Origin of the sequence: Limnohabitans sp. TEGF004 (assembly GCF_027924965.1) — a bacterium.
Taxonomy (GTDB): domain Bacteria; phylum Pseudomonadota; class Gammaproteobacteria; order Burkholderiales; family Burkholderiaceae_C; genus Limnohabitans.
In genome coordinates, this window is sequence record NZ_AP027056.1 from 730,407 (window position 1) to 753,203 (window position 22,797).

At 56.5% G+C, this 22,797-nt stretch carries 22 protein-coding genes; 14 read left to right on the top strand and 8 right to left on the bottom strand.

Annotated features, from left to right (window positions below; genetic code table 11):
* The first annotated feature begins 6 nt into the window (after nucleotides 1-6).
* Genes nuoG through LINBF2_RS03705 form a run of 10 tightly spaced genes read left to right on the top strand, consistent with a single transcriptional unit; the run spans nucleotide 7 to nucleotide 11,018 of the window.
* A complete protein-coding gene (nuoG, locus tag LINBF2_RS03660) occupies nucleotides 7-2,109 on the top strand; it encodes an NADH-quinone oxidoreductase subunit NuoG (protein ID WP_281890498.1) in 2,103 nt (700 codons plus the stop codon).
* A complete protein-coding gene (nuoH, locus tag LINBF2_RS03665; RefSeq protein WP_281890500.1) occupies nucleotides 2,109-3,191 on the top strand; it encodes an NADH-quinone oxidoreductase subunit NuoH in 1,083 nt (360 codons plus the stop codon). The genes nuoG and nuoH overlap by 1 nt, the downstream gene beginning before the upstream one ends.
* A 15-nt stretch (nucleotides 3,192-3,206) precedes the next feature.
* Nucleotides 3,207-3,719, top strand: coding sequence for an NADH-quinone oxidoreductase subunit NuoI (gene nuoI, locus LINBF2_RS03670; RefSeq protein WP_108359112.1), 513 nt, complete (start codon nucleotides 3,207-3,209; stop codon nucleotides 3,717-3,719).
* 11 nt (nucleotides 3,720-3,730) lie between these two features.
* Nucleotides 3,731-4,444 (top strand): NADH-quinone oxidoreductase subunit J, encoded by a 714-nt coding sequence (locus LINBF2_RS03675; protein WP_281891277.1) that lies wholly within the window; start codon nucleotides 3,731-3,733, stop codon nucleotides 4,442-4,444.
* Nucleotides 4,441-4,749, top strand: coding sequence for an NADH-quinone oxidoreductase subunit NuoK (gene nuoK / locus LINBF2_RS03680; protein WP_104799163.1), 309 nt, complete (start codon nucleotides 4,441-4,443; stop codon nucleotides 4,747-4,749). Before LINBF2_RS03675 ends, nuoK begins: the two co-directional genes overlap by 4 nt.
* A 6-nt stretch (nucleotides 4,750-4,755) precedes the next feature.
* Nucleotides 4,756-6,789 (top strand): NADH-quinone oxidoreductase subunit L, encoded by a 2,034-nt coding sequence (nuoL, locus tag LINBF2_RS03685; RefSeq protein WP_281890504.1) that lies wholly within the window; start codon nucleotides 4,756-4,758, stop codon nucleotides 6,787-6,789.
* A 12-nt stretch (nucleotides 6,790-6,801) separates the two neighbouring features.
* A complete protein-coding gene (locus tag LINBF2_RS03690) occupies nucleotides 6,802-8,280 on the top strand; it encodes an NADH-quinone oxidoreductase subunit M (protein WP_281890506.1) in 1,479 nt (492 codons plus the stop codon).
* 14 nt (nucleotides 8,281-8,294) lie between these two features.
* A complete protein-coding gene (nuoN, locus tag LINBF2_RS03695) occupies nucleotides 8,295-9,782 on the top strand; it encodes an NADH-quinone oxidoreductase subunit NuoN (RefSeq protein WP_281890508.1) in 1,488 nt (495 codons plus the stop codon).
* A gap of 54 nt (nucleotides 9,783-9,836) precedes the next feature.
* Nucleotides 9,837-10,418 carry an NUDIX hydrolase gene (locus LINBF2_RS03700; protein WP_281890510.1) on the top strand — a complete coding sequence of 194 codons (582 nt, stop codon included), beginning with the start codon at nucleotides 9,837-9,839 and terminating at the stop codon, nucleotides 10,416-10,418.
* Nucleotides 10,419-10,460: 42 nt separating this feature from the next.
* Nucleotides 10,461-11,018: a DUF1178 family protein gene (locus LINBF2_RS03705; protein ID WP_281890512.1), complete on the top strand. Its 558-nt coding sequence runs from the start codon at nucleotides 10,461-10,463 to the stop codon at nucleotides 11,016-11,018.
* Here LINBF2_RS03705 and miaA read toward each other — a convergent pair.
* From miaA to mutL, 3 genes are read right to left on the bottom strand one after another with little or no spacing between them, the layout of a single operon-like run.
* Nucleotides 10,999-12,012, bottom strand: coding sequence for a tRNA (adenosine(37)-N6)-dimethylallyltransferase MiaA (gene miaA, locus LINBF2_RS03710; protein ID WP_281890513.1), 1,014 nt, complete (start codon nucleotides 12,010-12,012; stop codon nucleotides 10,999-11,001). The two genes, LINBF2_RS03705 and miaA, sit on opposite strands and share 20 nt — an antisense overlap.
* Nucleotides 12,005-13,192: a Bcr/CflA family efflux MFS transporter gene (locus LINBF2_RS03715; protein WP_281890515.1), complete on the bottom strand. Its 1,188-nt coding sequence runs from the start codon at nucleotides 13,190-13,192 to the stop codon at nucleotides 12,005-12,007. The genes miaA and LINBF2_RS03715 overlap by 8 nt, the downstream gene beginning before the upstream one ends.
* Entirely contained in the window at nucleotides 13,192-15,162 is a 1,971-nt protein-coding gene (mutL, locus tag LINBF2_RS03720; protein ID WP_281890517.1) for a DNA mismatch repair endonuclease MutL, read from the bottom strand. Before mutL ends, LINBF2_RS03715 begins: the two co-directional genes overlap by 1 nt.
* 34 nt (nucleotides 15,163-15,196) lie before the next feature.
* On the opposite strand from mutL, the gene LINBF2_RS03725 reads away from it, so the two are divergent.
* A complete protein-coding gene (locus LINBF2_RS03725; RefSeq protein ID WP_281890519.1) occupies nucleotides 15,197-15,850 on the top strand; it encodes a DedA family protein in 654 nt (217 codons plus the stop codon).
* On the opposite strand, the gene LINBF2_RS03730 is transcribed toward LINBF2_RS03725, so the two are convergent.
* Genes LINBF2_RS03730 through tsaE form a run of 4 tightly spaced genes read right to left on the bottom strand, consistent with a single transcriptional unit; the run spans nucleotide 15,847 to nucleotide 19,157 of the window.
* Nucleotides 15,847-16,098: a VF530 family protein gene (locus LINBF2_RS03730; protein WP_104799170.1), complete on the bottom strand. Its 252-nt coding sequence runs from the start codon at nucleotides 16,096-16,098 to the stop codon at nucleotides 15,847-15,849. The genes LINBF2_RS03725 and LINBF2_RS03730 overlap by 4 nt on opposite strands.
* On the bottom strand, nucleotides 16,095-17,243 hold the full coding sequence (locus tag LINBF2_RS03735; RefSeq protein ID WP_281890522.1) for an aminotransferase class V-fold PLP-dependent enzyme: 1,149 nt from the start codon (nucleotides 17,241-17,243) through the stop codon (nucleotides 16,095-16,097). Before LINBF2_RS03735 ends, LINBF2_RS03730 begins: the two co-directional genes overlap by 4 nt.
* Before the next feature lies 1 nt (nucleotide 17,244).
* Nucleotides 17,245-18,687, bottom strand: a complete 1,443-nt coding sequence (locus LINBF2_RS03740) for an N-acetylmuramoyl-L-alanine amidase (protein ID WP_281890524.1) — start codon at nucleotides 18,685-18,687, stop codon at nucleotides 17,245-17,247.
* Nucleotides 18,684-19,157, bottom strand: a complete 474-nt coding sequence (gene tsaE / locus LINBF2_RS03745) for a tRNA (adenosine(37)-N6)-threonylcarbamoyltransferase complex ATPase subunit type 1 TsaE (protein WP_281890526.1) — start codon at nucleotides 19,155-19,157, stop codon at nucleotides 18,684-18,686. Before tsaE ends, LINBF2_RS03740 begins: the two co-directional genes overlap by 4 nt.
* 30 nt (nucleotides 19,158-19,187) lie before the next feature.
* Here tsaE and queG point away from each other — a divergent pair, with 30 nt between their 5' ends.
* Together queG and LINBF2_RS03755 are read left to right on the top strand one after the other, a co-directional pair.
* A complete protein-coding gene (gene queG, locus LINBF2_RS03750) occupies nucleotides 19,188-20,264 on the top strand; it encodes a tRNA epoxyqueuosine(34) reductase QueG (RefSeq protein ID WP_281891278.1) in 1,077 nt (358 codons plus the stop codon).
* A gap of 9 nt (nucleotides 20,265-20,273) precedes the next feature.
* Nucleotides 20,274-20,621 carry a hypothetical protein gene (locus LINBF2_RS03755; protein ID WP_281890528.1) on the top strand — a complete coding sequence of 116 codons (348 nt, stop codon included), beginning with the start codon at nucleotides 20,274-20,276 and terminating at the stop codon, nucleotides 20,619-20,621.
* Between the two features lie 11 nt (nucleotides 20,622-20,632).
* Here LINBF2_RS03755 and mltB read toward each other — a convergent pair whose 3' ends face one another.
* Nucleotides 20,633-21,772 carry a lytic murein transglycosylase B gene (gene mltB, locus LINBF2_RS03760; protein WP_281890530.1) on the bottom strand — a complete coding sequence of 380 codons (1,140 nt, stop codon included), beginning with the start codon at nucleotides 21,770-21,772 and terminating at the stop codon, nucleotides 20,633-20,635.
* A 70-nt stretch (nucleotides 21,773-21,842) separates the two neighbouring features.
* Here mltB and LINBF2_RS03765 point away from each other — a divergent pair, with 70 nt between their 5' ends.
* On the top strand, nucleotides 21,843-22,796 hold the full coding sequence (locus LINBF2_RS03765; RefSeq protein ID WP_281890532.1) for a histone deacetylase family protein: 954 nt from the start codon (nucleotides 21,843-21,845) through the stop codon (nucleotides 22,794-22,796).
* Nucleotide 22,797 lies beyond the last annotated feature (1 nt).

Below are 22,797 nucleotides of genomic sequence, written 5' to 3' on the forward strand. Positions count from 1 at the left end.
AGTGCCATGATTGAAATCGAACTCGACGGTAAAAAGATTGACGTCCAAGAAGGCTGCATGATCATGCACGCAGCTGAAAAGGCCGGCACCTACATTCCGCACTTCTGCTATCACAAGAAACTCAGCATCGCGGCCAACTGCCGCATGTGCTTGGTCGATGTGGAAAAAGCGCCTAAGCCCATGCCTGCCTGCGCCACACCCGTGACGCAAGGCATGATTGTTCGCACCAAGAGCGAACGCGCCATCAAGGCTCAACAGTCGGTGATGGAGTTCTTGCTCATCAACCACCCACTGGATTGCCCAATTTGCGACCAAGGCGGTGAGTGCCAGTTGCAAGATTTGGCGGTCGGCTACGGCGGTACCACTTCACGTTACGAAGAAGAAAAACGTGTGGTCAATCCCAAGGACGTGGGTCCTTTGGTCAGCATGCAAGAGATGAGCCGCTGTATCCAATGCACACGCTGCGTGCGCTTTGGTCAAGAAGTGGCAGGCATCATGGAATTGGGCATGTCCCACCGTGGTGAACACGCTCAGATTGAAACCTTCGTGGGTCAATCGGTCGACTCCGAGCTCTCAGGCAACATGATCGACATCTGCCCCGTGGGCGCGTTGACCAGCAAGCCATTCCGTTACAGCGCACGTACTTGGGAATTGAGCCGTCGCAAGTCGGTCAGCCCACACGATGCAACAGGTGCCAACCTGATCGTTCAAGTCAAGAACAACAAAGTCATGCGTGTCGTGCCTTTGGAAAACGAAGACGTCAACGAATGCTGGATTGCTGACCGCGACCGTTTCAGCTACGAAGCTTTGGAAAGCGCAGACCGCTTGACCAAGCCCATGCTCAAGCAAGGCGGCGAGTGGAAAGAAGTCGATTGGCAAACTGCCCTCGAATACGTGGCCAACGGCTTGCAAGGCGTCAAAGCCCAGCACGGCCCACAAGCCATCGGCACTTTGGCTAGCCCACACAGCACGGCTGAAGAGTTGTTCTTGGCTGCCAACCTGACGCGTGGTTTGGGTAGCCAAAACATCGACACACGTTTGCGCGCTGCAGACTTCCAAACCGATGGCAAAGCCCGTTGGTTGGGTACTTCTGTGGCTTCTCTCACCACACTGCAACGTGCATTGGTGATTGGTTCAAACATCCGTAAAGACCAACCTTTGTTGGCCCAACGTCTGCGTCAAGCAGTGCGTAATGGCGGCAAGGTCAATGCCTTGAACGCACAAGCCTACGACTGGGCCATGCCTGTGGCCAGCACCTTGGTGGCGGATGCCGCCAACTGGGTGCAAGCCTTGGCTGACATCGCTGCTGCCGTGGGCGCTATCACTGGCGCGGCTGCACCTGTGGCGGGTAACGCCAACAGCGCAGAAGCACAAGCCATCGCCAAGTCATTGACAGGCGGTGAGCGCAAAGCCATTTTGTTGGGCAACGCAGCCGCACACCACGCCAAAGCCTCCAGCTTGCTCAGCTTGGCCAACTGGATCGGCGCACAAACTGGCGCAACCGTGGGTTACCTCGGCGAAGCCGCCAACACGGTGGGTGCTCAAGTGGTGGGTGCCTTGCCAAAAGCGGGTGGTCAAACTGCAGGCCAAATGTTGGCAGGTGGTTTGAAGGCGGTGGTGTTGCTTAACACCGAACCCGCTTTCGACGCTGCCAACGGCGCTGCTGCTGCACAAGCCATCGGCCAAGCCGAAATGGTGGTCACCTTGTCTCCCTTCAAGGCCAATATGGACATCAGCGATGTGCTGCTGCCTATCTCGCCCTTCACTGAGACTGCTGGCACGTTCATCAACACCGAAGGTCGCGCACAAAGCTTCCATGGTGTGGTCAAGCCATTGGGCGAAGCGCGTCCTGCATGGAAAGTGTTGCGCGTGTTGGGTTCTATGCTCCACGTGCCTGGCTTCGAATTCGAAACCATCGAAGAAGTTCGCGCTCAAGCGATCCCTGCCGACGTGCAAGCCTTGTTGTCCAACGCATGCTCCGCGAGCGTGGACGTGAGCCCAGCTGCAGGTCAGCCTGCCTCTGCGGCGATTTATCAACTCGACAGCTTGGTGCGTCGCGCACCATCGCTGCAACTCACCGCTGACGCGAAGTTGCAAGGAGGCCTGTAATGGTTGACAACATTTACAACGCAGGCTTTGGCTTGATGTCTGATGTGTGGTGGACCACACTGGCTTGGCCCGTTCTGTGGACCTTGCTTAAGATCGTGGCGGTGCTGTTGCCTTTGCTCGGTTGCGTGGCCTACCTGACTTTGTGGGAACGCAAAGCCATTGGTTACACCCAAATCCGTAAAGGCCCGAACCGCACAGGCCCTGGTGGTTTGTTGCAACCCATCGCTGACGCGCTGAAGTTGCTCACCAAAGAGATCATCATCCCTACACAAGCGACAACCAGCTTGTTCTTCTTGGGCCCGATCATGACCATCATGCCAGCCTTGGCTGCATGGGCGGTGGTGCCATTTGGTCCTGATGTCGCTTTGGCCAACGTGAACGCAGGCTTGCTGTTTTTGATGGCCATCACATCGCTTGAGGTGTACGGCGTCATCATCGCGGGTTGGGCTTCCAACTCCAAGTACGCTTTCATTGGTGCCATGCGCGCATCGGCCCAAATGGTGAGCTACGAAATTGCGATGGGCTTTTGCTTCGTGATCGTCTTGATGATTTCGAACAGCTTGAACATGACCGACATCGTCATGGGCCAAGCCAAAGGCATGATGGCTGACAAGGGCCTAGGCATCTTGTCTTGGAACTGGTTGCCTTTGTTCCCTGTGTTCATCATTTACTTCATCTCCGGCTTGGCTGAAACCAACCGCCACCCGTTTGACGTGGTGGAAGGTGAGTCTGAAATTGTGGCTGGCCACATGATCGAATACTCGGGCATGTCCTTCGCCATGTTCTTCTTGGCCGAATACGCCAACATGATTTTGGTTTCTGTGTTGACCGTGGTGATGTTCTTGGGCGGCTGGTTGTCACCCTTCGACAACGCACTGTTCAACATGATCCCCGGCTGGATTTGGCTCGGGCTTAAGACCTTTGTGGTCGTGACCATGTTCTTGTGGGTGCGCGCCACGTTCCCACGCTATCGCTATGACCAAATCATGCGTTTGGGTTGGAAGATCTTCATTCCACTCACCCTGATCTGGTTGTTGGTGGTGGGTGTTTGGATCCAAACACCTTGGAATATCTGGAACTAAGGCCGGAACTACACCATGACAACGACTACACATTCCGCTCCTTTCTCGTTGCGCGACTTTTTGTCGAGCTTCTTGTTGCTCGAGCTTTTCAAAGGCATGGCCCTCACAGGCAAATACATGTTCTCGCGCAGCATCACCATTCAGTTTCCGGAGGAGAAGACACCTTTGTCACCTCGCTTCCGTGGCCTGCATGCTTTGCGTCGTTATGAAAACGGCGAAGAGCGTTGCATTGCTTGCAAACTGTGCGAAGCAGTGTGCCCAGCGATGGCAATCACCATCGAATCAGACCAGCGCGAAGACGGCAGCCGCCGTACCACGCGCTACGACATCGACTTGACCAAGTGCATCTTCTGCGGTTTCTGCGAAGAAAGCTGCCCTGTGGATTCGATCGTTGAAACACACATCTTTGAGTACCACGGCGAAAAACGCGGTGACTTGTACTTCACTAAAGAAATGTTGTTGGCAGTGGGCGACCGCTACGAACCCGAAATCGCTGCTAACAAAGCAGCTGACGCCAAATACCGTTGAAAGATTTCATGATGGACGTTCAATCGGCTCTTTTTTACGCGTTCTCAGCAGTCATGCTGTTTGCGTCATTCCGCGTCATCACGGCGCGTAACCCTGTGCACGCCGCGCTCTATTTGGTCTTGGCTTTCTTCCAAGCCTCGGGCATCTGGATGTTGCTCAAAGCAGAATTCCTCTCCATCGCTCTCGTGCTCGTGTACGTGGGCGCGGTGATGGTCTTGTTTTTGTTCGTGGTGATGATGCTCGACATCAACATCGACAGCATTCGCCAAGGCTTCTGGAAGCATTTCCCACTCGCCGCCACTGTGGGTGCGGTGATTGCTCTGGAATTGGCCGGTGTCTTATTGGGCGGTTTCCGCATCAGCGAACCCCAAAAGCAACTGGCTGCACAAGTCATTTCTCCAGCGGCGGTTACTGCGGCGGCGCCTGTTGATGTGGCTTCTGCTGCAGATGTGGGCCACGTGGTGGTGGCGCAAGCCTCTAACACCAAGGCCCTGGGCGTGTTGCTCTACACCGAGTACCTGTACCCCGTGCAAGTGGCGGCGTTGATTTTGTTGGTGGCTTTGATTGCTGCCATCGCTTTGACTTTGCGCGCACGCAAAGACAGCAAATTCCAAAATGCGGGTGACCAAGTTCGTGTCAAGGCCCGTGACCGTGTGTCGTTGGTGAAGATGGATGCGGTCAAGCCCGCACCAGCAGCCCCCGCCGCAGAGGAGACAAAAGCATGAGCATCACCTTAGGCCATTACCTCACGCTGGGTGCGATTTTGTTCGCACTCTCTGTGATCGGCATCTTCTTGAACCGTAAAAACTTGATCGTCTTGTTGATGGCGATTGAATTGATGTTGCTCGCGGTCAACATGAACTTCGTGGCGTTCTCACACTACTTAGGTGACTTGAACGGCCAAATCTTTGTTTTCTTCATCTTGACTGTGGCGGCTGCTGAATCTGCCATCGGCTTGGCGATTCTGGTTCAGTTGTTCCGCAACAAGTCCAGCATCAACGTGGATGAACTCAACACGCTCAAGGGTTAATTCACCATGTCACAAACCCTGCAAGCTTCTACATTGTTGGCAGTGCCTATGGCACCGCTGGTGGGTTCTGCCTTGGCTGGTATTTTTGGTACGCGCTTTGGCGGTAACAAAATCGGCCGCGGCTTGACCCATACGCTCACCATCTTGGGCGTGTTCATAGCCTTCGTGTTGTCTGCCATGACGCTGCAAAGCGTGGCCATGGACGGCGCGCGTTTCAATGAAACCCTCTACACCTGGATGGTGGTGGGTGATTTGAAAATGGAAATCGGCTTCATGGTCGATGGCCTGACCGCCATGATGATGTGCGTCGTGACCTTTGTGTCATTGATGGTTCACCTCTACACCATTGGTTACATGCAAGAGGACGAAGGCTACAACCGCTTTTTCTCTTACATCTCCTTGTTCACCTTCTCGATGTTGATGCTCGTCATGAGCAACAACATGCTCCAACTGTTCTTCGGTTGGGAGGCGGTGGGCTTGGTGTCATATCTATTGATCGGTTTCTGGTTCAACAAACCAACCGCGATCTTCGCGAACATGAAAGCCTTCTTGGTCAACCGTGTGGGTGACTTTGGCTTCATCTTGGGTATTGGTTTGATCGCTGCCTACGGCGGTACTTTGAACTACACCGAAGCATTCGCTAAAGCTGCTGAATTGGGTGCGCTCACATTCCCTGGCACCGACTGGATGCTGGTGACAGTGATCTGTATCTGCTTGTTCATCGGTGCGATGGGTAAGTCGGCTCAGTTCCCACTGCACGTGTGGTTGCCTGACTCGATGGAAGGCCCAACACCGATCTCTGCGTTAATTCACGCAGCGACCATGGTGACGGCTGGCATCTTCATGGTCACTCGCATGTCGCCTTTCTTTGAATTGTCAGACACGGCGTTGAACTTCATCTTGGTCATCGGTGCCATCACAGCCTTGTTCATGGGCTTCTTGGGTCTGATCCAAAACGACATCAAGCGCGTTGTGGCTTATTCCACACTGTCGCAACTCGGTTACATGACCGTGGCATTGGGTGCATCGGCTTACTCAGTGGCCGTGTTCCACTTGATGACCCACGCGTTCTTCAAAGCTTTGCTGTTCCTTGGTGCCGGTTCCGTCATCATGGGCATGCACCACAACCAAGACATCCGTTGGATGGGCGGCGTGCGTAAGTACATGCCCATCACTTGGATCACATCGTTGCTAGGTTCGCTGGCGTTGATCGGCACACCGTTCTTCTCAGGTTTCTATTCCAAAGACAGCATCATCGAAGCTGTGGCTGAAAGCACCTTGCCCGGTGCTGGCTTCGCACACTTCGCTGTGTTGGCTGGCGTGTTTGTGACGGCGTTCTATTCGTTCCGCATGTACTTCCTCGTGTTCCACGGCGAAGAGCGTTACGACCAAAATCCTGACGCACACCACGACGACCATCACGCCCATGATGACCACCACGGTGATCACGGCCATGACCACGGCCCTCACGAGTCCCCATGGGTGGTGACTGTGCCTTTGGTCTTGCTGGCTATTCCTTCTGTGTTGATTGGTTTCTACACGATTGACCCACTGTTGTACGGTGAGTTCTTCAGCGATGCCATCTTCATCAACGCAGACAAGCACCCCGTGATGCACGAGCTGGCACACGAGTACCACGGCGCTGTCGCCATGGCCTTGCATGCTTTGAGCACTGCGCCGTTCTGGTTGGCTGTGGCTGGTGTCGCATCGTCTTACTACATGTACATGATCAACCCAGCAGTGCCTGCGGCGATCAAACGTGTGTGCCACCCCATCTATGTCTTGTTCGAGAACAAGTACTACTTGGATTGGTTCAACGAAAACGTCTTGGCCCGTGGCGCTCGCGCATTAGGCACAGGCCTGTGGAAGGGCGGCGACCAAGCCATCATCGAAGGTGGTGTCGTGAACGCTTCTTGGAAGTTGGTGGGTTGGGTGTCTTCACTGACACGTCAGTTGCAAACTGGCTACCTCTACCACTACGCCTTGGTCATGATCTTGGGCGTGTTCTTGCTGATGACGTGGTTCGTCTGGCTCAAATAAGGAGAATAAAAAATGGGTTTATTGAGCCTTGCCATTTGGACGCCAATTCTGTTTGGTGTCATCTTGCTCGCCTTCGGGCGTGACGAACACGCCAAGGTCGTGCGCTGGATCGCGTTGATCGGTTCAGTGGTCAGTTTGGCTGTTACCTTGCCGCTGTTCAGCGGCTTCGACAACAGTTCAGCAGCCTTGCAATTTGTAGAAAAGTCGATGTGGATTGAGCGCTTCAATGTGTTCTACCACCTCGGTGTTGACGGCCTGTCGATGTGGTTTGTCTTGTTGACCGCTTTCATCAACGTGATCGTTGTGATCGCCGGTTGGGAAGTGATCACCGAGCGCGTGAACCAATACATGGGTGCGTTCTTGATCTTGAGCGGCTTGATGATCGGCGTGTTCTGCGCAGCCGACGGCATGCTGTTCTATGTGTTCTTCGAAGCCACCTTGATTCCGATGTACTTGATCATCGGTGTGTGGGGCGGCCCCAACAAAATCTATGCAGCGTTCAAGTTCTTCTTGTACACGTTGTTGGGTTCTTTGTTGATGTTGATCGCCTTGATTTACCTTTACACCCAATCGGGTGGCAGCTTTGACTTGGCTGTGTGGCACAAACTGCCATTGCCCATGTCTGCGCAAACCTTGTTGTTCTTTGCCTTCTTTGCTGCGTTTGCGGTGAAAGTGCCCATGTGGCCTGTACACACTTGGTTGCCTGACGTTCACGTGGAAGCGCCTACAGGTGGTTCTGCTGTGCTGGCCGCAATTATGTTGAAGCTCGGTGCCTATGGCTTCTTGCGCTTCTCAATGCCCATCGCGCCTGATGCTGCACACGAATACGCATGGCTCATGATTGCTTTGTCGCTCATCGCTGTGGTCTACGTGGGCTTGGTGGCCATGGTGCAAGAAGACATGAAAAAGCTGGTAGCTTATTCATCGGTGGCGCACATGGGCTTCGTGACCTTGGGCTTTTTCATCTTCAACGACATTGGCGTGTCTGGTGCTTTGGTGCAAATGATTGCGCACGGCTTTGTGTCGGCTGCGATGTTCTTATCCATTGGCGTGTTGTATGACCGCATGCACTCTCGTGAAATCGCCAGCTACGGCGGCGTGGTCAACACCATGCCCAAGTTTGCGGCCTTTGCCTTGTTGTTCGGTATGGCCAATTGCGGCTTGCCAGGTACGGCTGGTTTCGTGGGTGAGTGGATGGTCATCTTGGGCGCGATCAAATACAACTTCTGGGTTGGTTTTGCCTCTGCGTCTGCCTTGATCTTCGGCGCTGCCTACACCTTGTGGATGATCAAGCGCGTGTATCTTGGCCCAGTGGCCAATGACCACGTCAAAGAATTGACTGACATCAACAGCCGTGAGTTTGTGATGTTGGCCTTGTTGGCAATCGCTGTGTTGGCCATGGGCATCTTCCCCAAGCCATTCACTGACGTGATGGATGTGTCCGTGGCTGAGTTACTCAAGCACGTGGCCATTTCCAAATTGCCCCAATAAAGAGGGATTGAAAAATGTTTGAAAAACTGAGCATCGCTGCGGTTTATCCCGAAATCTTGTTGGCTGTGATGGCCATCGTGATTGCGATGGTGGACTTGTTCGTCAAGTGCCCACGTCGCACCACCACGTATGCCTTGTCGCTCATCACCATTGGTGTTGTGGCGTATTTGGAAGCCGTGGCCGCCACACAAGGCCAAACGGTTTATAGCTTTGGCAATATGGTGGTCTCTGACGCCATGGGCAGCTGGCTCAAGTGCTTCGCCGCCATCGCGGTGATGGTCACTTTGGTTTATGGCCGTCCTTACGCTGCTGAGCGCGACATGCTGCGCGGTGGCGAGTTGTTCACCTTGGGTTTGTTTGCTTTGCTGGGCATGTTCGTCATGATCTCGGGCAACAACTTCCTCGTGTTGTACCTCGGCTTGGAATTGCTGACCTTGTGCAGCTACGCCATGGTGGCCTTGCGCCGCGACAGTGCCGTGGCCAGCGAAGCTGCCATGAAGTACTTTGTGTTGGGTGCGATGGCCAGCGGCTTCTTGCTGTACGGTTTGTCCATGTTGTACGGCGCGACAGGTTCGCTCGACATCACCACCGTCTTCAAGGCTGTGGCCTCGGGCCAAATCAAGCACCAAGTGTTGGTGTTGGGCTTGGTCTTTGTGGTGTGCGGCTTGGCGTTCAAATTCGGTGTGGTGCCTTTCCACATGTGGATTCCAGACGTGTACCACGGTGCACCCACAGCCATCACTTTGATGATTGGCGGCGCGCCTAAGTTGGCTGCATTTGCCATGACCATCCGTTTGTTGGTGGAGGGCTTGTTGCCCCTAGCCGTGGATTGGCAGCAAATGTTGATGGTCTTGGCCATCTCATCCTTGCTGATTGGTAACTTGGCCGCTGTGGCACAAACCAACCTCAAGCGCATGTTGGCTTTCTCGACCATCGCCCAAATGGGTTTTGTGTTGATCGGTTTGCTATCGGGTGTTGTCAACGGCAATACCGCCGCTGCTGCCAACGCCTATAGCTCGGCCATGTTCTACGTCATTACCTATGTGCTGACGACTTTAGCCACCTTTGGCATCATTTTGTTGTTGGCCCGTGAAGGCTTTGAGAGCGAAGAAATTTCTGACCTCGCAGGCTTGAACCAACGCAGCCCCCTGTACGCAGGCGTCATGGCCGCGTGTATGTTCTCGTTGGCTGGTGTGCCTCCGCTGGTTGGCTTCTACGCCAAGTTGTCGGTATTGCAAGCCTTGATCGCTTCAGGCCAAGCCGGTGCGATTGTCTTGGCAGTGTTTGCTGTGATGATGTCGCTGATTGGCGCGTTCTACTACTTGCGCATCGTCAAGGTCATGTACTTTGATGCGCCTATCACGGCGACCACCGTGTCGGCTGGTAACGATGTGCGCGTGGTGTTGACCATCAACGGCGCTTTGATTTTGATCTTGGGTATCTTGCCCGGCGGCTTGATGGCCTTGTGTGCCAACGCCATCGTGCGTACCTTGGGTACCTAAGCATCTGATGCGCTAACAAAGCCAGCTCTTGAGCTGGCTTTTTTTATGATGACTATGAAAAACACTTCTGATGACCATTTGGTCGAACACACGCTAGACCACGTTGAGTTGATCAAGGGCCACTTTCTGCACGCGTTTCGAGACACCGTGCGATTGCCTAGCGGTGACACGGCTACGCGTGAGTTTGTGATTCACCCAGGCGCGGTGATGATCATCGCCATGCGCGACGATGGCCGTTTGGTGATGGAGCGTCAATACCGCTACCCCGTGCAACAAGTGATGATTGAGTTTCCTGCAGGCAAGCTTGACCCTGGCGAAGACCGCTTGGTGTGTGCCCAGCGCGAACTGCTAGAAGAAACAGGCTACCGCGCCACGGAGTGGGCCCATGCGGGCGTGCTGCATCCCGTCATCAGCTACTCCACCGAGTTCATTGATATTTGGTTTGCACGCGGATTGACCCAAGGTGAACGCCAATTAGACGAAGGTGAATTTCTGGATGTGTTTGACGCTAGTATGGATGAGCTGTTGGCTTGGTCACGCGACGGCCAGCTGACCGATGCCAAAACCTTGACGGGTTTGCTCTGGTTGCAAAACCACCTCAGCGGCGCATGGCCTCTGCAATGGCAGCGCATCTGACTGTGGCAACGTGTGTGAGACCTGCTGCGGGATAATTGAGCCATGAAAGTGTTAGACCTTCAATGCGCCCAGCACCATGTGTTTGAAGGCTGGTTTGGTTCCGAGGACGATTACCAAAGCCAGCTCGCACGTGGCTTGCTGAACTGCCCCATGTGCGGCGATGCCAGCGTGACCAAAAAACTCAGCGCGCCACGTTTGAACCTGAACACCACACGTGGTGAGCGCGATGCAACAGGCACTGCCTCGCAGGCCTCGTCTACCAATGCCAACCCTGTTGCTGATGCCTCCGCTTCTGCGCTTGCCGCGACCGAGGCCTCGGCCAACGCAGTGCCAGCGCTACCCAGCTTGCAAGAGGTGGCCAACTTAGAGCCCGCGCAGCTGCAGGCGGCTTTGCTCAAGATGGTGCGCCACGTGGTGGCTAATACCGAAGACGTGGGTAACAGCTTTCCCGAAGAAGCTCGCAAGATGCACTACGGTGAAACCGAGGCGCGCAACATTCGCGGCCATGCCACACCTGAGGAAACCGAAGAGTTGATTGACGAAGGCATTGCGGTTATGCCTTTGCCTCTGTCAGACGTGCTCAAAGAGCCGTTGCAGTAAACCGCGTCACAGCAGCCAGTGTTTGCGCTAACGCATCCGGTGCATCACACGGAATGACGATGCGCTCATCCATGCCGCGCAACCAGGTGAGTTGACGCTTGGCCAATTGACGCGTAGCGGCCACACCCAACTCGTGCAGCTGCTGCAAGATGCTTTCAGGTGAGGCACCCATCGCCTGCGCACGGTCAAGCAGCTCCCAAGCTTGGCGATAGCCTACGCAGCGAATGCTCGGCAAATCAATGTGCAAGTCACCACGCGCGCGCAGGGTTTGCATCTCAGCCAAGAAACCACCATCCAGCATGAGATCAAAGCGCAGCGCGATGCGCGCATGCAGCCATGCACGGTCAACCGGTTCAAGCGACAAAAGCGGCATATTCAATGCAGGCTGAGCCGCACGTGTGGCTTCACCTTCTACGAACCATTGCGATAAAGCCTTGCCGCTCACGCGCCACACCTCCAGCGCACGTGAGATGCGTTGCGCATCGTTTGGTGCCAAGCGTGCCGCGGTGATGGCATCTACCTTGGCCAGTTCGGCGTGCATGGCAGGCCAGCCCAGGGCGAGGGCTTGCTGTTCAATCTCAGCGCGAAGCTCAGGCTGCGCGGTGGGTAAGTCGTCAATGCCGTCGCGCAAAGCTTTCAGGTAAAGCATGGTGCCGCCCACCAGCAGCGGCAGCTTGCCGCGTGCGCGAATATCAGCCATCAAGGTGCTGGCATCACGTGCAAACTCAGCGGCGCTGTAGGCGTGCAATGGGTCACGAATGTCAATGAGGTGGTGCGGTACTTGCGCCAACTCTTCGGCATTGGGCTTGGCGGTGCCAATGTCCATGCCGCGATACACCAAGGCTGAGTCGATGCTGATAATTTCAACCGGCCATGCCTGTGCAATGGCTAAAGCTGCTGCCGTTTTACCGCTGGCAGTAGGGCCGACCAAAGCGATGGCGTCGACCGACCAGCCGTTCGCGCTGCCAGATGCACAGGTCGACGGTTTAGACACGCGGGCCTCCGCGGCGCAGCACCAACACCCAAGCCGACAAGGCCGTCGACACCGACCAGAACGCGATGCTTTGCACCATCGGTATGGCTGAACCGTCTTTGGCTGCACCGAGCCATAACCCAGTGGCAAAAGCTGCAGCCATCATCAAAAAACCGCCTAAGGCAGAAGCTGCGCCAGCCGCTTTGGGAAAGGGTCCCACCGCACCGCTTTGACCACAGGGCTGATGTATGCCGTGGGCCAAGATGAACAAATAAAACGGCCCCATCAAGCCGGTCACGCTTTGCCAGCCCAGCCATGCATTGAGAGCCATCCAGCAGCCCCCCACCAAGCTGAATGCGCCACCAATGGCCACTGTGTGCGCTACGCCGTAGCGAGCCAGCAAGCGTCGGCACAACACTGTGCCCAGCAAATACGTGAAAGCCATCGAGAACAGCAACAAGCCATATTGCCAACGCGCCAAGCCCAGCAAGTTGATGAAGACAAATGAGGATGAAGCCAAGAATGTAAAGAGCCCGCCGTAAGAGCCCAGCGACACGCAAGTGAATGCCACAAACGTGGGGTGTCGCACGATGTGCCACCACGTGTTTGCCAAGACCTTGAGGTGCAGCGCGTGTGGGTTTTTTCGGTGCACGGTTTCTTTGAACGTCAACGACACCAACACCAGCGCGATGGCACCAAAGCCCATCACCAAACTGAGAGCCGCATGCCAGCTGAACAAGTCAGTCATCAAACCACCTAAAGGCGCGCTGGCACAAGCCAAGATGCCTAGACCAGTGAGCGCTTTGGACATCACGCCTGCACCCGTTTCGGGTGTGTAGAGGTCGCGCACGATGGCGCGTGCGCACATCACCACCGCACCCATGGCCGCGCCTTGCAGCGCACGCCACACGATGAGTTCGAGCATGCTGCTGGCTAACACGCAGCCCAGGCCTGCTAGGGTGAACGTGGCCAAGCCGCACAACAAAATAGGACGACGGCCAAAGCGATCCGACAGTGGGCCCCACACGAGCTGCGAGGTGCCGAAGGCCAAGAGCAACGCGCTGAGCGTGAGCTGGACCTGCGACAGCTCTGCACCAAACTCTGCCTTGATCGCGGGCAGGGCGGGCAAATACAAATCGGTGGCGACGGGCTGAATGCCCAGCAGCATCGACAGCAAGACGATGATGAGTGTGGGTGACATCAACGACCGCGCAAAAACAGCGCGTCGAGCTCACGCATGGTCAGTTGTCGCCAAGTGGGGCGGCCGTGGTTGCATTGATCGGAGCGCTCGGTCACTTCCATCTGGCGCAGCAAACCGTTCATTTCGTCCACTGTGAGTTTGCGGTTGGCACGCACTGCGCCGTGGCAAGCCATGGTGGCCAGCAGTTCGTTGCGCGCACGTTGCACCACGGTGCTGGCATCGTGCTGGCTCAACTCGGCCAACACGCTGCGCGCCAGTGCCACAGCATCGCCTTGTGCCAAGGTGCTGGGCACGGCACGCACCGCGAGTGTTTTACTCGACAGGGTGGAGATTTCTAAACCGAGTTCTTGCAATGCTTCTGCACAAGCTTCGGCAGTCGCCACCTCTTGCGCGGTGGCGGGGAAGGTGGCGGGAATCAGCAGCGGTTGGCTGCTGATGCGCTGCGCGTCAATTTGTGTTTTGAGTTGTTCGTACACGATGCGTTCGTGCGCGGCGTGCATATCGACCAACACCAAACCTTGCGCGTTCTCCGCCAAGATGTACACGCCATGCAATTGCGCAATGGCTTTGCCCAAGGGCCAAGTTTCGGGTGCTGCATCTTGCAGCGAAGGCGCTGAGGTATTGTTGGCGCTGAGGGCGTTGAAGGCCGCGTCAGTTGCAAAACTTTGAGTGGGGTGCTCTTCGGCGGGCAGACCTGAGCGCGGCGTGGACTGCCACAGCGCACCCATATCTGCCACGCGCGTGCCAGCCAAAGGCATGGCGGCTTGCTGCCAATTGGCGTTAGGCCAACCGAGGGGTGAGGATGAAGATGTTGCGCCCAACGTATTGGCGGCAGCGGAAAATCCAGCCACGCCAGAAGCGCCAGACGTTCCCGCCATCGGCAACTCATGGTTTTGTAGCGCATTGGCCATGAGCATGTTGGCGCGCGGCACAGCCAAAGCGTTTTCAACCGCGTGGCGCACCGCTTGGTGCACCTCACGGCCATCGCGAAAGCGCACTTCGATTTTGGTGGGATGCACGTTGACGTCCACACGCGTGGGCTCAATCTCCACGTACAAGGCATAGATGGGTTGGCGGTGACCGTGCAGCACATCTTCATACGCGCTGCGTGCGGCGTGGGTGATGACTTTGTCGCGCACATAGCGGCCGTTCACGTAGGCAAATTGATGGTCGGCGCGTGAGCGGGCGGCGTCTGGAATCCCTGCGCGGCCCACCACGGTGACGTTGCCCGATTGGTAATGCACGGCGACAGAGTTGTCTAAAAAGTCATCGCCCAGCACATCGGCCAAGCGGCGGTCGAGTGAGCGCTGAAACTGAACATTCAGGTCTTCGCCCGAAGTGGCGTTAATGGTTTGTGCGCGCCATTGCTCGACCAACTTGCCTTCGTGCCAAATGGCAAAGCCCACCTCGGGGCGGGTGAGTGCATGGCGGCGTACGGCCTCTACGCAGTGGGCCAGTTCGGTGTTGTCAGTCTTTAAAAATTTTCGGCGTGCGGGCGTGCTGTAAAAAAGCTCTTTCACTTCTACTGTCGTGCCTTGGGCGCGAGCGGCGGGTTGCAACTCGCCGCTGCGGCCATCGAGCAACATGGCGCTGTCTTGTGTGGCGGTTCGTGACAACACTGACAGCTCAGACACCGATTGAATCGCGGCCAACGCTTCGCCGCGAAAACCCATGGTGCCCACCGATTCGAGTTCGGTGAGGCTGGTGATTTTGCTGGTGGCGTGGCGCTTCAAGGCCACGGGTAGTTCGTTGGCTGGAATGCCCACCCCGTTGTCTTCCACGCTGATGAGGCGCACACCACCTGCCAGCAAACGCAGGGTGATTTGCGTGGCGCCTGCATCTAGCGCGTTGTCCACCAGTTCGCGCACGACAGAGGCCGGGCGTTCGACCACCTCGCCAGCGGCGATTTGGCTGATCAATTCATCTGGGAGTTCGCGGATGGCGCGTGGGGGTTGGGTAGCAGGGTGCACAGACTCATTTTAGAGGCAGGGGATAATGCAATTTATGGAACTCATTACCTTCTTGATTGACTTCATCCTGCACGTGGACCGCTACTTGGAAGCCTTTGTGCAGGCCAACGGCACATGGGTCTATGCCTTGCTGTTTCTCATCATTTTTGTGGAGACCGGTTTGGTGGTCATGCCGTTCTTGCCCGGCGACTCGCTGCTGTTTGTGGTGGGTGCCATGTGCGGTGTGGGCTTGATGGACTACGGCTTGTCAGTGGCCTTGCTGCTCACGGCGGCAGTGGCGGGTAACCAAACCAACTACACGATTGGCCGCTTCTTTGGGCCCAAGGTGTTTGCGTGGGAAGACTCCAAGTTTTTCAACCGCCGCGCCTTTGACCAAGCCCATGCGTTTTACGAGCGTTTCGGTGGTGTGACCTTGATTGCCGCGCGCTTCATGCCCTTTGTGCGCACTTTTGCGCCGTTTGTGGCGGGCGTGGCGCAGATGACGCGCCGCAAGTTCACCTTCTTTGACGTCACCGGTGGCGCGTTGTGGGTGGGCGGCATCGTGACGGCGGGTTACTTCTTTGGCAACATCCCATGGGTCAAAACCCATTTGGACAAAATCATTTGGGCGATGATTTTTATTCCGGGTGCCTTGGCCATTTATGGCTCGTGGAAAGCCTCACGCTCAGCGCAAATTAAAGCTGATTAAAACCCGCGTTCTTCGCGGCGCATATCGCGCAGCATGAACAAGTACAGACTTTCCACCTTCTCACGTGCCCAAGGTGTTTTGCGCAAAAACTTGAGGCTGGAGCCCACACTCGGGTCATGCGTGAAGCAGCGGATGTTGATGCGATCGCCTAAGCCTTCCCAGCCGTAATAGTCAGCCAGCTCGGTGACGATTTTTTCCAACGTCATGCCGTGTAGCGGGTTTTTGGGTTGTGCGGGTGTGTCGGTCATGGTGTGAGGTCTGAAAGGTTTGACACGGCGTCGAGCAAACGTGCGATTTCTTCGTCTGTGGTGGTGGTGTGCGCTGAAATTCGCACAACATTTGCTAACCCCCGCGCCCGCATGTCGAGTGGCGTGAAGGCCGTGCCGTTGACGGCAACCTCAATCCCTTGTTGGGCTAGGTGTGTTTGCACAGCGTCTGAGGTGAGGTCTTGTGCTGTGAAGGCAATCAAACCAGAAAACTGTGTACCTACATCATGGCTTTGGATATGCGGCATGCGTTGCAAGGCTTCGCGAATCTTGCTGGCTTTACTTTGTACTTGGGTTTGAATCGTGTCTAAACCTTGTACGAGCGCCTCTTGAATCGCTTGCCCTAAACCTAAGCGAGCGGCCATGTTGGCTTCGGATGTTTCAAAGCGCCTTGCATCGTCACGCAGTTGGTACTGACCGTTGATCAGAGGTGTAGAAAAATGGTCCAGCGCCGCAGGTTGAAGCGCTGGAAGAAAACCACGCCGAACATACAACAAACCTGTGCCGCGTGGGCCGCGCAGCCACTTGCGACCTGGTGTGGTGAGGACATCGCAATTCAGTGCACGCACGTCAACCGGCATTTGTCCCACGGCTTGTGCCGCATCCAAAAAGAAGGGGATCTTGGCCGCATGTGCCAAAGCGCCTACCTGTGCCGCGGGCTGAATGAGGCCGCCATTGGCTGGCAGCCATGTGAGTGAAATTAAGCGCACGCGGTGGTCAAGCATGGCTGCCAATTGCGTCAAGCAAACTTCGCCGCTCGGTGTGCTGGGGATTGTTTCAACCGCAGCGCCATCCCGCTGTGCGATGTGCGTCAAGGCTGCGTAGTTGCCGCCCCATTCGCTGCATCCCACCAAGATGCGATCACCTGGGGCGAAGTGCAGGCAATTCATCACTTCGCGCCAACCACGAGAGTGGCTGTCTGTGAGGGCGATTTCATCGGCATCGCAACTCAAAAGTTGGGCCGCATGTGTGTAAACGGCGGCCAACGCCTTGTGCTGATGCGTCGCCGCACCATACCCACCTAAACGGGTTTCTAGGTGCAAATGCGAGACCATGACATCGACCGTGGATGCCGACATCAGCGATGCCCCTGCGTGATTGAAGTAGGCCAAGGGCTGTGCGTCCATCTTAAGTGTTGCGGGTTTTGGCCAACGGTGGATTGCGTGAGAAATAGCGTTCAATGCCTTTCATCAGTGCATCGGCCAAGTCGTTTTGGTATTGGGGGCTGACCAAACGTTTCTCTTCTTCGGGGTTGCTGATGAAGGCGGTTTCCACCAACACGCTGGGGATGTCGGGCGCTTTCAGCACCGCAAAGCCTGCCTGCTCCACGCGGCCTTTGTGCAGTTTGCCAATGTGTTTGATTTGCCCCAGCATCGCGCTGCCGAGTTTGAGGCTGTCTTTGATTTGTGCGGTGGTGCTCATGTCAAGCAGGGCGCGTTGCACGGCGGCATCTTGGCTCTTGATGTTCAAGCCGCCAATCAAGTCGGCTCGGTTTTCTTGCTTGGCCATCCACTTGGCAGCAGCGCTGGAAGCTGCACCATCGCTCAGGGCAAACACGCTGGCGCCTTTGGCTTCGGGGGTTTGAAACGCGTCTGCATGGATGCTGATGAACAAGTCAGCTTGCACCCGTCTGGCTTTTTCCACGCGCTGTTGCAGCGGTACAAAGTAGTCGGCATCGCGTGTGAGGTAGGCCCGCATGGGCAAGTTGCCGTGCTTGGTTTTGATGACGGTGTTGTTGATGCGGTCGCGCAAGCGGTGTGCAATTTTCAGCACCACATCTTTTTCGCGTGTGCCGCTAGGGCCTGATGCGCCAGGGTCCTCGCCGCCGTGGCCGGGGTCGAGGGCCACGATGATGAAGCGCTCGCCGTCTTGTTGTTGGTTGACCGATGCCGCGGTGGTGATGGGCGCAGACGCGGTGGGTGCCGCAGGCGAGGGCAGCTCGGGTGTTGCGTTGGGCTTGGCCATCAAATCACCCACAGGGTCGGCACGTGTGCCCAATTTAGACGCAGAGGGTGTGGGCGTGGCCGTCATCGACGGTGCGTTGTAGGCTGTGCCGCCCTTGAGCTTGTCGACAATCAAGGCTTCCAGCGGGTCGGCCACTTCAGACGGGTAGAGGTCCAGCACCAAGCGGTGTTGGTATTGCGTGTTGCCGGTTTTGACGGGTTGCAGGTTGAACACCTGCGGCTTCACCATCTGGCGAAGGTCTAACACCAAGCGCACAGTTTTGTTGGCGTATTGGCCCACGCGCACACCCGTGATGTACGGGTCGTCCGAGCGCACTTTGCCCACCAGTTCTTTGAGGGCAGGGTTGAGCTCAATGCCTTCAATGTCCACGGCCAGACGCGGTGGGTTGGCCACAAAAATGGGCACGGTCTTGAGTGCTGTGTCGCTCTCAATCGTCACGCGCGTGTAGGCCGCAGCGGGCCACACGCGCACGGCCACGATGCTGGCGCCCCATGCAATGTCGGCACTGCCCAAGAGCAACGCGAGCGAGCCGCCTTGAAGCAAGCGGCGTCGATCGATACATCGAGGTGCTTGAGGATGCACTGGGTCGACGTGTGGCTGCTTCATGCCAGCAACTCCTGCCCGCGCGCGGTGAGGGCGCTGATGCGCAGTTGGCGTTGCTCGGTGTCGTCCACTTGGATGTCGAGTTCAAGGTCTGGCGTGGGCATCACGCCTGCGGCGTTTTGCGGCCATTCGCACAGCTTCAAACCTACGCTGGCGAAGATGTCACGAAAGCCCGCGTCTTCCCATTCGCGTGGATCGCTGAACCGGTAAAAGTCAAAGTGCCACACCTCGCCCGCATTCACGGTGTAGGGTTCAACCACGGCATAGGTCGGGCTTTTGATGCGGCCCTCGACGCCCAAGGCACGCAGCAGGTGGCGCACAAAGGTGGTTTTTCCTGCGCCCAGGTCGCCATGCAAGGCGATGCAAGCATTCAGGTTGGCGCGTGTCAATGCGGCGGCCAGCTGCGTGGCAAACGCAGCGGTGGCGGCTTCATCGGGCCAAACCAGAGTTTTTACAATGGGCGAAATAGTCAAAGGTGTCCGTTGTCAATCGATTACAAATTGTTGCTCACGCAAATTCAGGCTCTAGGGCAAACACTGGGATTTTCGCAAATTGCGGTGGCCCCTTTGGACCTGTCCTCGGCCGAGCCACATTTGCAACATTGGCTGGCCCAAAACTTCCACGGCAGCATGGACTATATGGCCCGTCATGGCATGAAGCGCGCGCGTCCTGCCGAGCTGGTGCCAGGCACCTTGAGCGTGCTGACCGCCCGCATGAACTACCTGCCGCGCGACACCACCGAGGGCTGGCAAGACGCCGAGTGGCAACGCTTGCGTAACCCTGCTGAGGCCGTGGTGTCGGTCTACGCCAGAGGGCGCGACTATCACAAGGTGCTGCGTAACCGGCTCGACACACTGGCTCAGCAAATTGACGCATTGCTGGCTGATACCTTGAAACCCAGTGGTTTTGAATACCGCGCCTTCACCGACTCAGCGCCTGTGATGGAGGCCGAGCTGGCCACACGCAGTGGCCAAGGCTGGCGCGGCAAACACAGCTTGGTGCTTAACCGCGAAGCGGGCTCGATGTTTTTCTTGGGCGAGATTTTCCTGAATGTGGCCTTGCCTGCGTCCGAACCCACCAGCACGCACTGCGGCCAATGCACAGCATGCATGGATGTTTGCCCCACGCAGGCCATCGTGGCCGAAGGCTTGGTGGATGCACGCCGTTGCATTTCGTATTTGACGATTGAGCACGATGGGTCTATCGACGAGGCGCTGCGCCCTTTGATGGGCAACCACATCTACGGCTGCGATGACTGCCAACTGATATGCCCTTGGAACAAGTTTGCTCAAAGCTCTAGCTTGCCCGACTTCGATGTGCGTGCTGGCTTGGTGGGGCAGGGCATGGCGCGCTTGTTGGCGTGGACCGAAGCAGAGTTTTTGCGTTACACCGAAGGCAGCCCCATTCGTCGCATTGGCCATGTGCGCTGGCTGCGTAACCTAGCTGTGACGGCAGGCAATGCGCTGCGGCAGGCGGACGACGCAGCTTTGCGCCAAGCACTACAGGCCCACCTCGCCCACACCAACGACGTGGTGCGTGAGCATGTGAAGTGGGCGTTGGCGCAAGGTGCGCACGAGTAATATCAAGCGATGAGATTTTTCACCCGTTTGATATTCGCGCTGATTGGCATGGCGTTCGCCATTTTGTTTGCCATCGGTGTGTTGTGTTGGCTCGCCTTGTATGTGGTGTTTGCTTGTCTGCGTTGGTTGGCCACAGGCCAAAAGCCACAAGTGCTGATGATGTGGCAACAAATTCAAGCCATGCGCAAAGGCATGCAGTCAGGGCAGGGTGCAAGTTGGGCCAGCTGGTCGCGCACCAGCGATGGCCAATGGCATGAAGCGCACGGGCATGCCCCAGCCAGTGACAGCCACGCTGATGTCATCGAAGATGCGGTGGTGCGCGAAATTCGTGACAAGCCTAGCCTGCCCAAAGACTGAACGTTTTTTGGTTATCGTGCGCTGGACTGCATAGAAGTCAACGCGCGATTCGCCTTGACTGCCTGCCCCAGGTCAATCACCGCCAGCGCGTAGTAGCTGCTCCAGTTGTAGCGGGTCACCACATAAAAGTTGTCGGTGCCTGCCACATAGCTGGGTGGCTCATCGCCATTGAACAACTCCACCAAAGCCAAAGGGCCGTTGTGTTTTTGCGCTTGCTCGTCCAGCACCGCGCCTTTGGCGGTGAAGTTAGTCACGCTGAACGAGGGCAAGATGTCGGGGGCGAGTAAGGTGGGTTTGTCCAAACGTGCTTCATCAAAGCTCACGGGGTAGTGCGTGGGCATGCCGGTTTGCCAGCCAAAGGCTTTGAAGTAATTGGCCACCGAGCCAATGGCGTCCACAGGGCTGTTGCGCAGGTCAATGCGGCCATCGCCATCAAAGTCCACCGCAAATTTGGCCGCGCTGGAGGGCATGAACTGGGGCCAGCCCATGGCGCCTGCAAAGCTGCCCGTGGCGCTGGCATTGCCTTGGCTGTGTGCTTGCGCTAAGAAGTAGCCCAACTCTGATTTGAAAAACGCTTGGCGCTCAGCCGCGCGAGGGTGTGACGCAGGGAAGTTGAGGGTGAGCGTGGTCAGGGCATCGAGCACGCGGTAGTTGCCCATGTTTTGGCCGTAGAAAGTTTCTACACCGATGATGCCCACAATCATTTCGGCAGGCACGCCATAGGTTTGCTCCGCGCGGGCGAGGTCGCTTTGGTAGGTTTGCCAAAACTGGGTGCCAGCGTCGATGCGGCGGCTTTCAATGAAGCGCTCGCGGTACGCACGCCAGTTCTTGGCGGTGGGCACGGTGGGTGGCAGCACCATCTTGGGCACGCCTTTTAAAAATTGCGCTTTGCTGATTTGGTCACGCACCCAAGCTTTGGGTAGCTTGTGCTGTTGGGCCAGCTCATCGGCCAGTGCGATGGCTTCTGTGGTTTTCCCGTAGGCAGGGCCGCGCGTGGCGGCTTTGTGGGCCACGGTTTTGTGAGCTTTCGCATGCGACTTGGCGGTTGCATCGCCTGCAAATGCAGCCATTAGCAACAAGGCGGCGGTGATTTGACGTAACGCAAGAGTTGGCTGCAAAGCCATATAAAACGGGGATGTATGTGTTTTCACGCAGTGTTTGCAAGGGAAAAAGCCAGGTCACCATGGTAAGCTGACTTGAAGAAGAACCGAGGCAGATGAGATGAGTAAAACAGGCTATTACACGCATCCTCTGTGCATGAAGCACGAGATGGGTGAGGGGCATCCTGAATGCCCAGAACGGCTCAGCGCCATCCAAGACCGTTTGCTCATCAGCGGTGTGGACTTAGGCCTCACGCCCATCGAAGCGCCCGAAGCGCCATTGGCCGACATTGAGCTGGCGCACGACCGCATGTACATCGCGTCCTTGCGCGGTTTGTCAGACCAGTTGGTGGAAGACATCGCCGCAGGTGGCCCTGCTTATGGCCACTTGGATTCAGACACCAACATCAACCGCTACACATGGAAAGCCGCCTTGGCTTCGGCGGGCGCTGCGGTGGCCGCCACAGATGCGGTGATTGCCGGCGAGTTGGCCAACGCGTTTTGTGCTGTTCGCCCACCGGGTCACCATGCTTCACGCCACAAAGCTGGCGGATTTTGTTTCTTCAACAACATCGCGATTGCCGCCAAATACGCGCTGGAGCGCCATGGCTTGAAGCGTGTGGCGGTGGTGGACTTTGATGTGCACCACGGCAACGGCACGGAAGACATCCTCAGTGGTGACGACCGCGTGTTGATGGTCAGCTTTTTTCAACACCCGTTCTACCCACACACGGGTACTGAACACCCAGCATCCAACATGCTCAACATTCCCGTGCCCGCCTACACCAAAGGCATGGAAGTACGTGAGTTGATCGAGACCCATTGGGTGCCGCGCCTAGAAGAATTCAAGCCCGAGATGATTTTCATCAGTGCAGGTTTTGATGCCCATCGCGAAGACGACATGGGGCAAATGGGGTTGGTCGAGCAAGACTACGCTTGGATCACCCACCGATTGCGCGACATTGCGGCGCGTCATGCCAAAGGGCGCATCGTTTCTTGCTTAGAAGGCGGGTACGATTTGAGCTCGCTAAGTCGCAGCGTCGAAGCGCATGTGCGCGTGTTAGCCGATATTTAAA

Bases quoted from the DNA above. Each gene is read 5' to 3' on its own strand.
- LINBF2_RS03675 (WP_281891277.1), top strand. From the start codon at position 3,731: ATGGACGTTCAATCGGCTCTTTTTTACGCGTTCTCAGCAGTCATGCTG.
- LINBF2_RS03765 (WP_281890532.1), top strand. From the start codon at position 21,843: ATGAGTAAAACAGGCTATTACACGCATCCTCTGTGCATGAAGCACGAG.
- LINBF2_RS03755 (WP_281890528.1), top strand. From the start codon at position 20,274: ATGAGATTTTTCACCCGTTTGATATTCGCGCTGATTGGCATGGCGTTC.
- LINBF2_RS03730 (WP_104799170.1), bottom strand. From the start codon at position 16,098: ATGACCGACACACCCGCACAACCCAAAAACCCGCTACACGGCATGACG.
- LINBF2_RS03725 (WP_281890519.1), top strand. From the start codon at position 15,197: ATGGAACTCATTACCTTCTTGATTGACTTCATCCTGCACGTGGACCGC.
- LINBF2_RS03715 (WP_281890515.1), bottom strand. From the start codon at position 13,192: ATGTCACCCACACTCATCATCGTCTTGCTGTCGATGCTGCTGGGCATT.
- nuoI (WP_108359112.1), top strand. From the start codon at position 3,207: ATGACAACGACTACACATTCCGCTCCTTTCTCGTTGCGCGACTTTTTG.
- LINBF2_RS03740 (WP_281890524.1), bottom strand. From the start codon at position 18,687: ATGAAGCAGCCACACGTCGACCCAGTGCATCCTCAAGCACCTCGATGT.
- LINBF2_RS03735 (WP_281890522.1), bottom strand. From the start codon at position 17,243: ATGGACGCACAGCCCTTGGCCTACTTCAATCACGCAGGGGCATCGCTG.
- LINBF2_RS03700 (WP_281890510.1), top strand. From the start codon at position 9,837: ATGAAAAACACTTCTGATGACCATTTGGTCGAACACACGCTAGACCAC.
- nuoK (WP_104799163.1), top strand. From the start codon at position 4,441: ATGAGCATCACCTTAGGCCATTACCTCACGCTGGGTGCGATTTTGTTC.
- nuoG (WP_281890498.1), top strand. From the start codon at position 7: ATGATTGAAATCGAACTCGACGGTAAAAAGATTGACGTCCAAGAAGGC.
- LINBF2_RS03690 (WP_281890506.1), top strand. From the start codon at position 6,802: ATGGGTTTATTGAGCCTTGCCATTTGGACGCCAATTCTGTTTGGTGTC.
- nuoN (WP_281890508.1), top strand. From the start codon at position 8,295: ATGTTTGAAAAACTGAGCATCGCTGCGGTTTATCCCGAAATCTTGTTG.
- nuoL (WP_281890504.1), top strand. From the start codon at position 4,756: ATGTCACAAACCCTGCAAGCTTCTACATTGTTGGCAGTGCCTATGGCA.
- nuoH (WP_281890500.1), top strand. From the start codon at position 2,109: ATGGTTGACAACATTTACAACGCAGGCTTTGGCTTGATGTCTGATGTG.
- LINBF2_RS03705 (WP_281890512.1), top strand. From the start codon at position 10,461: ATGAAAGTGTTAGACCTTCAATGCGCCCAGCACCATGTGTTTGAAGGC.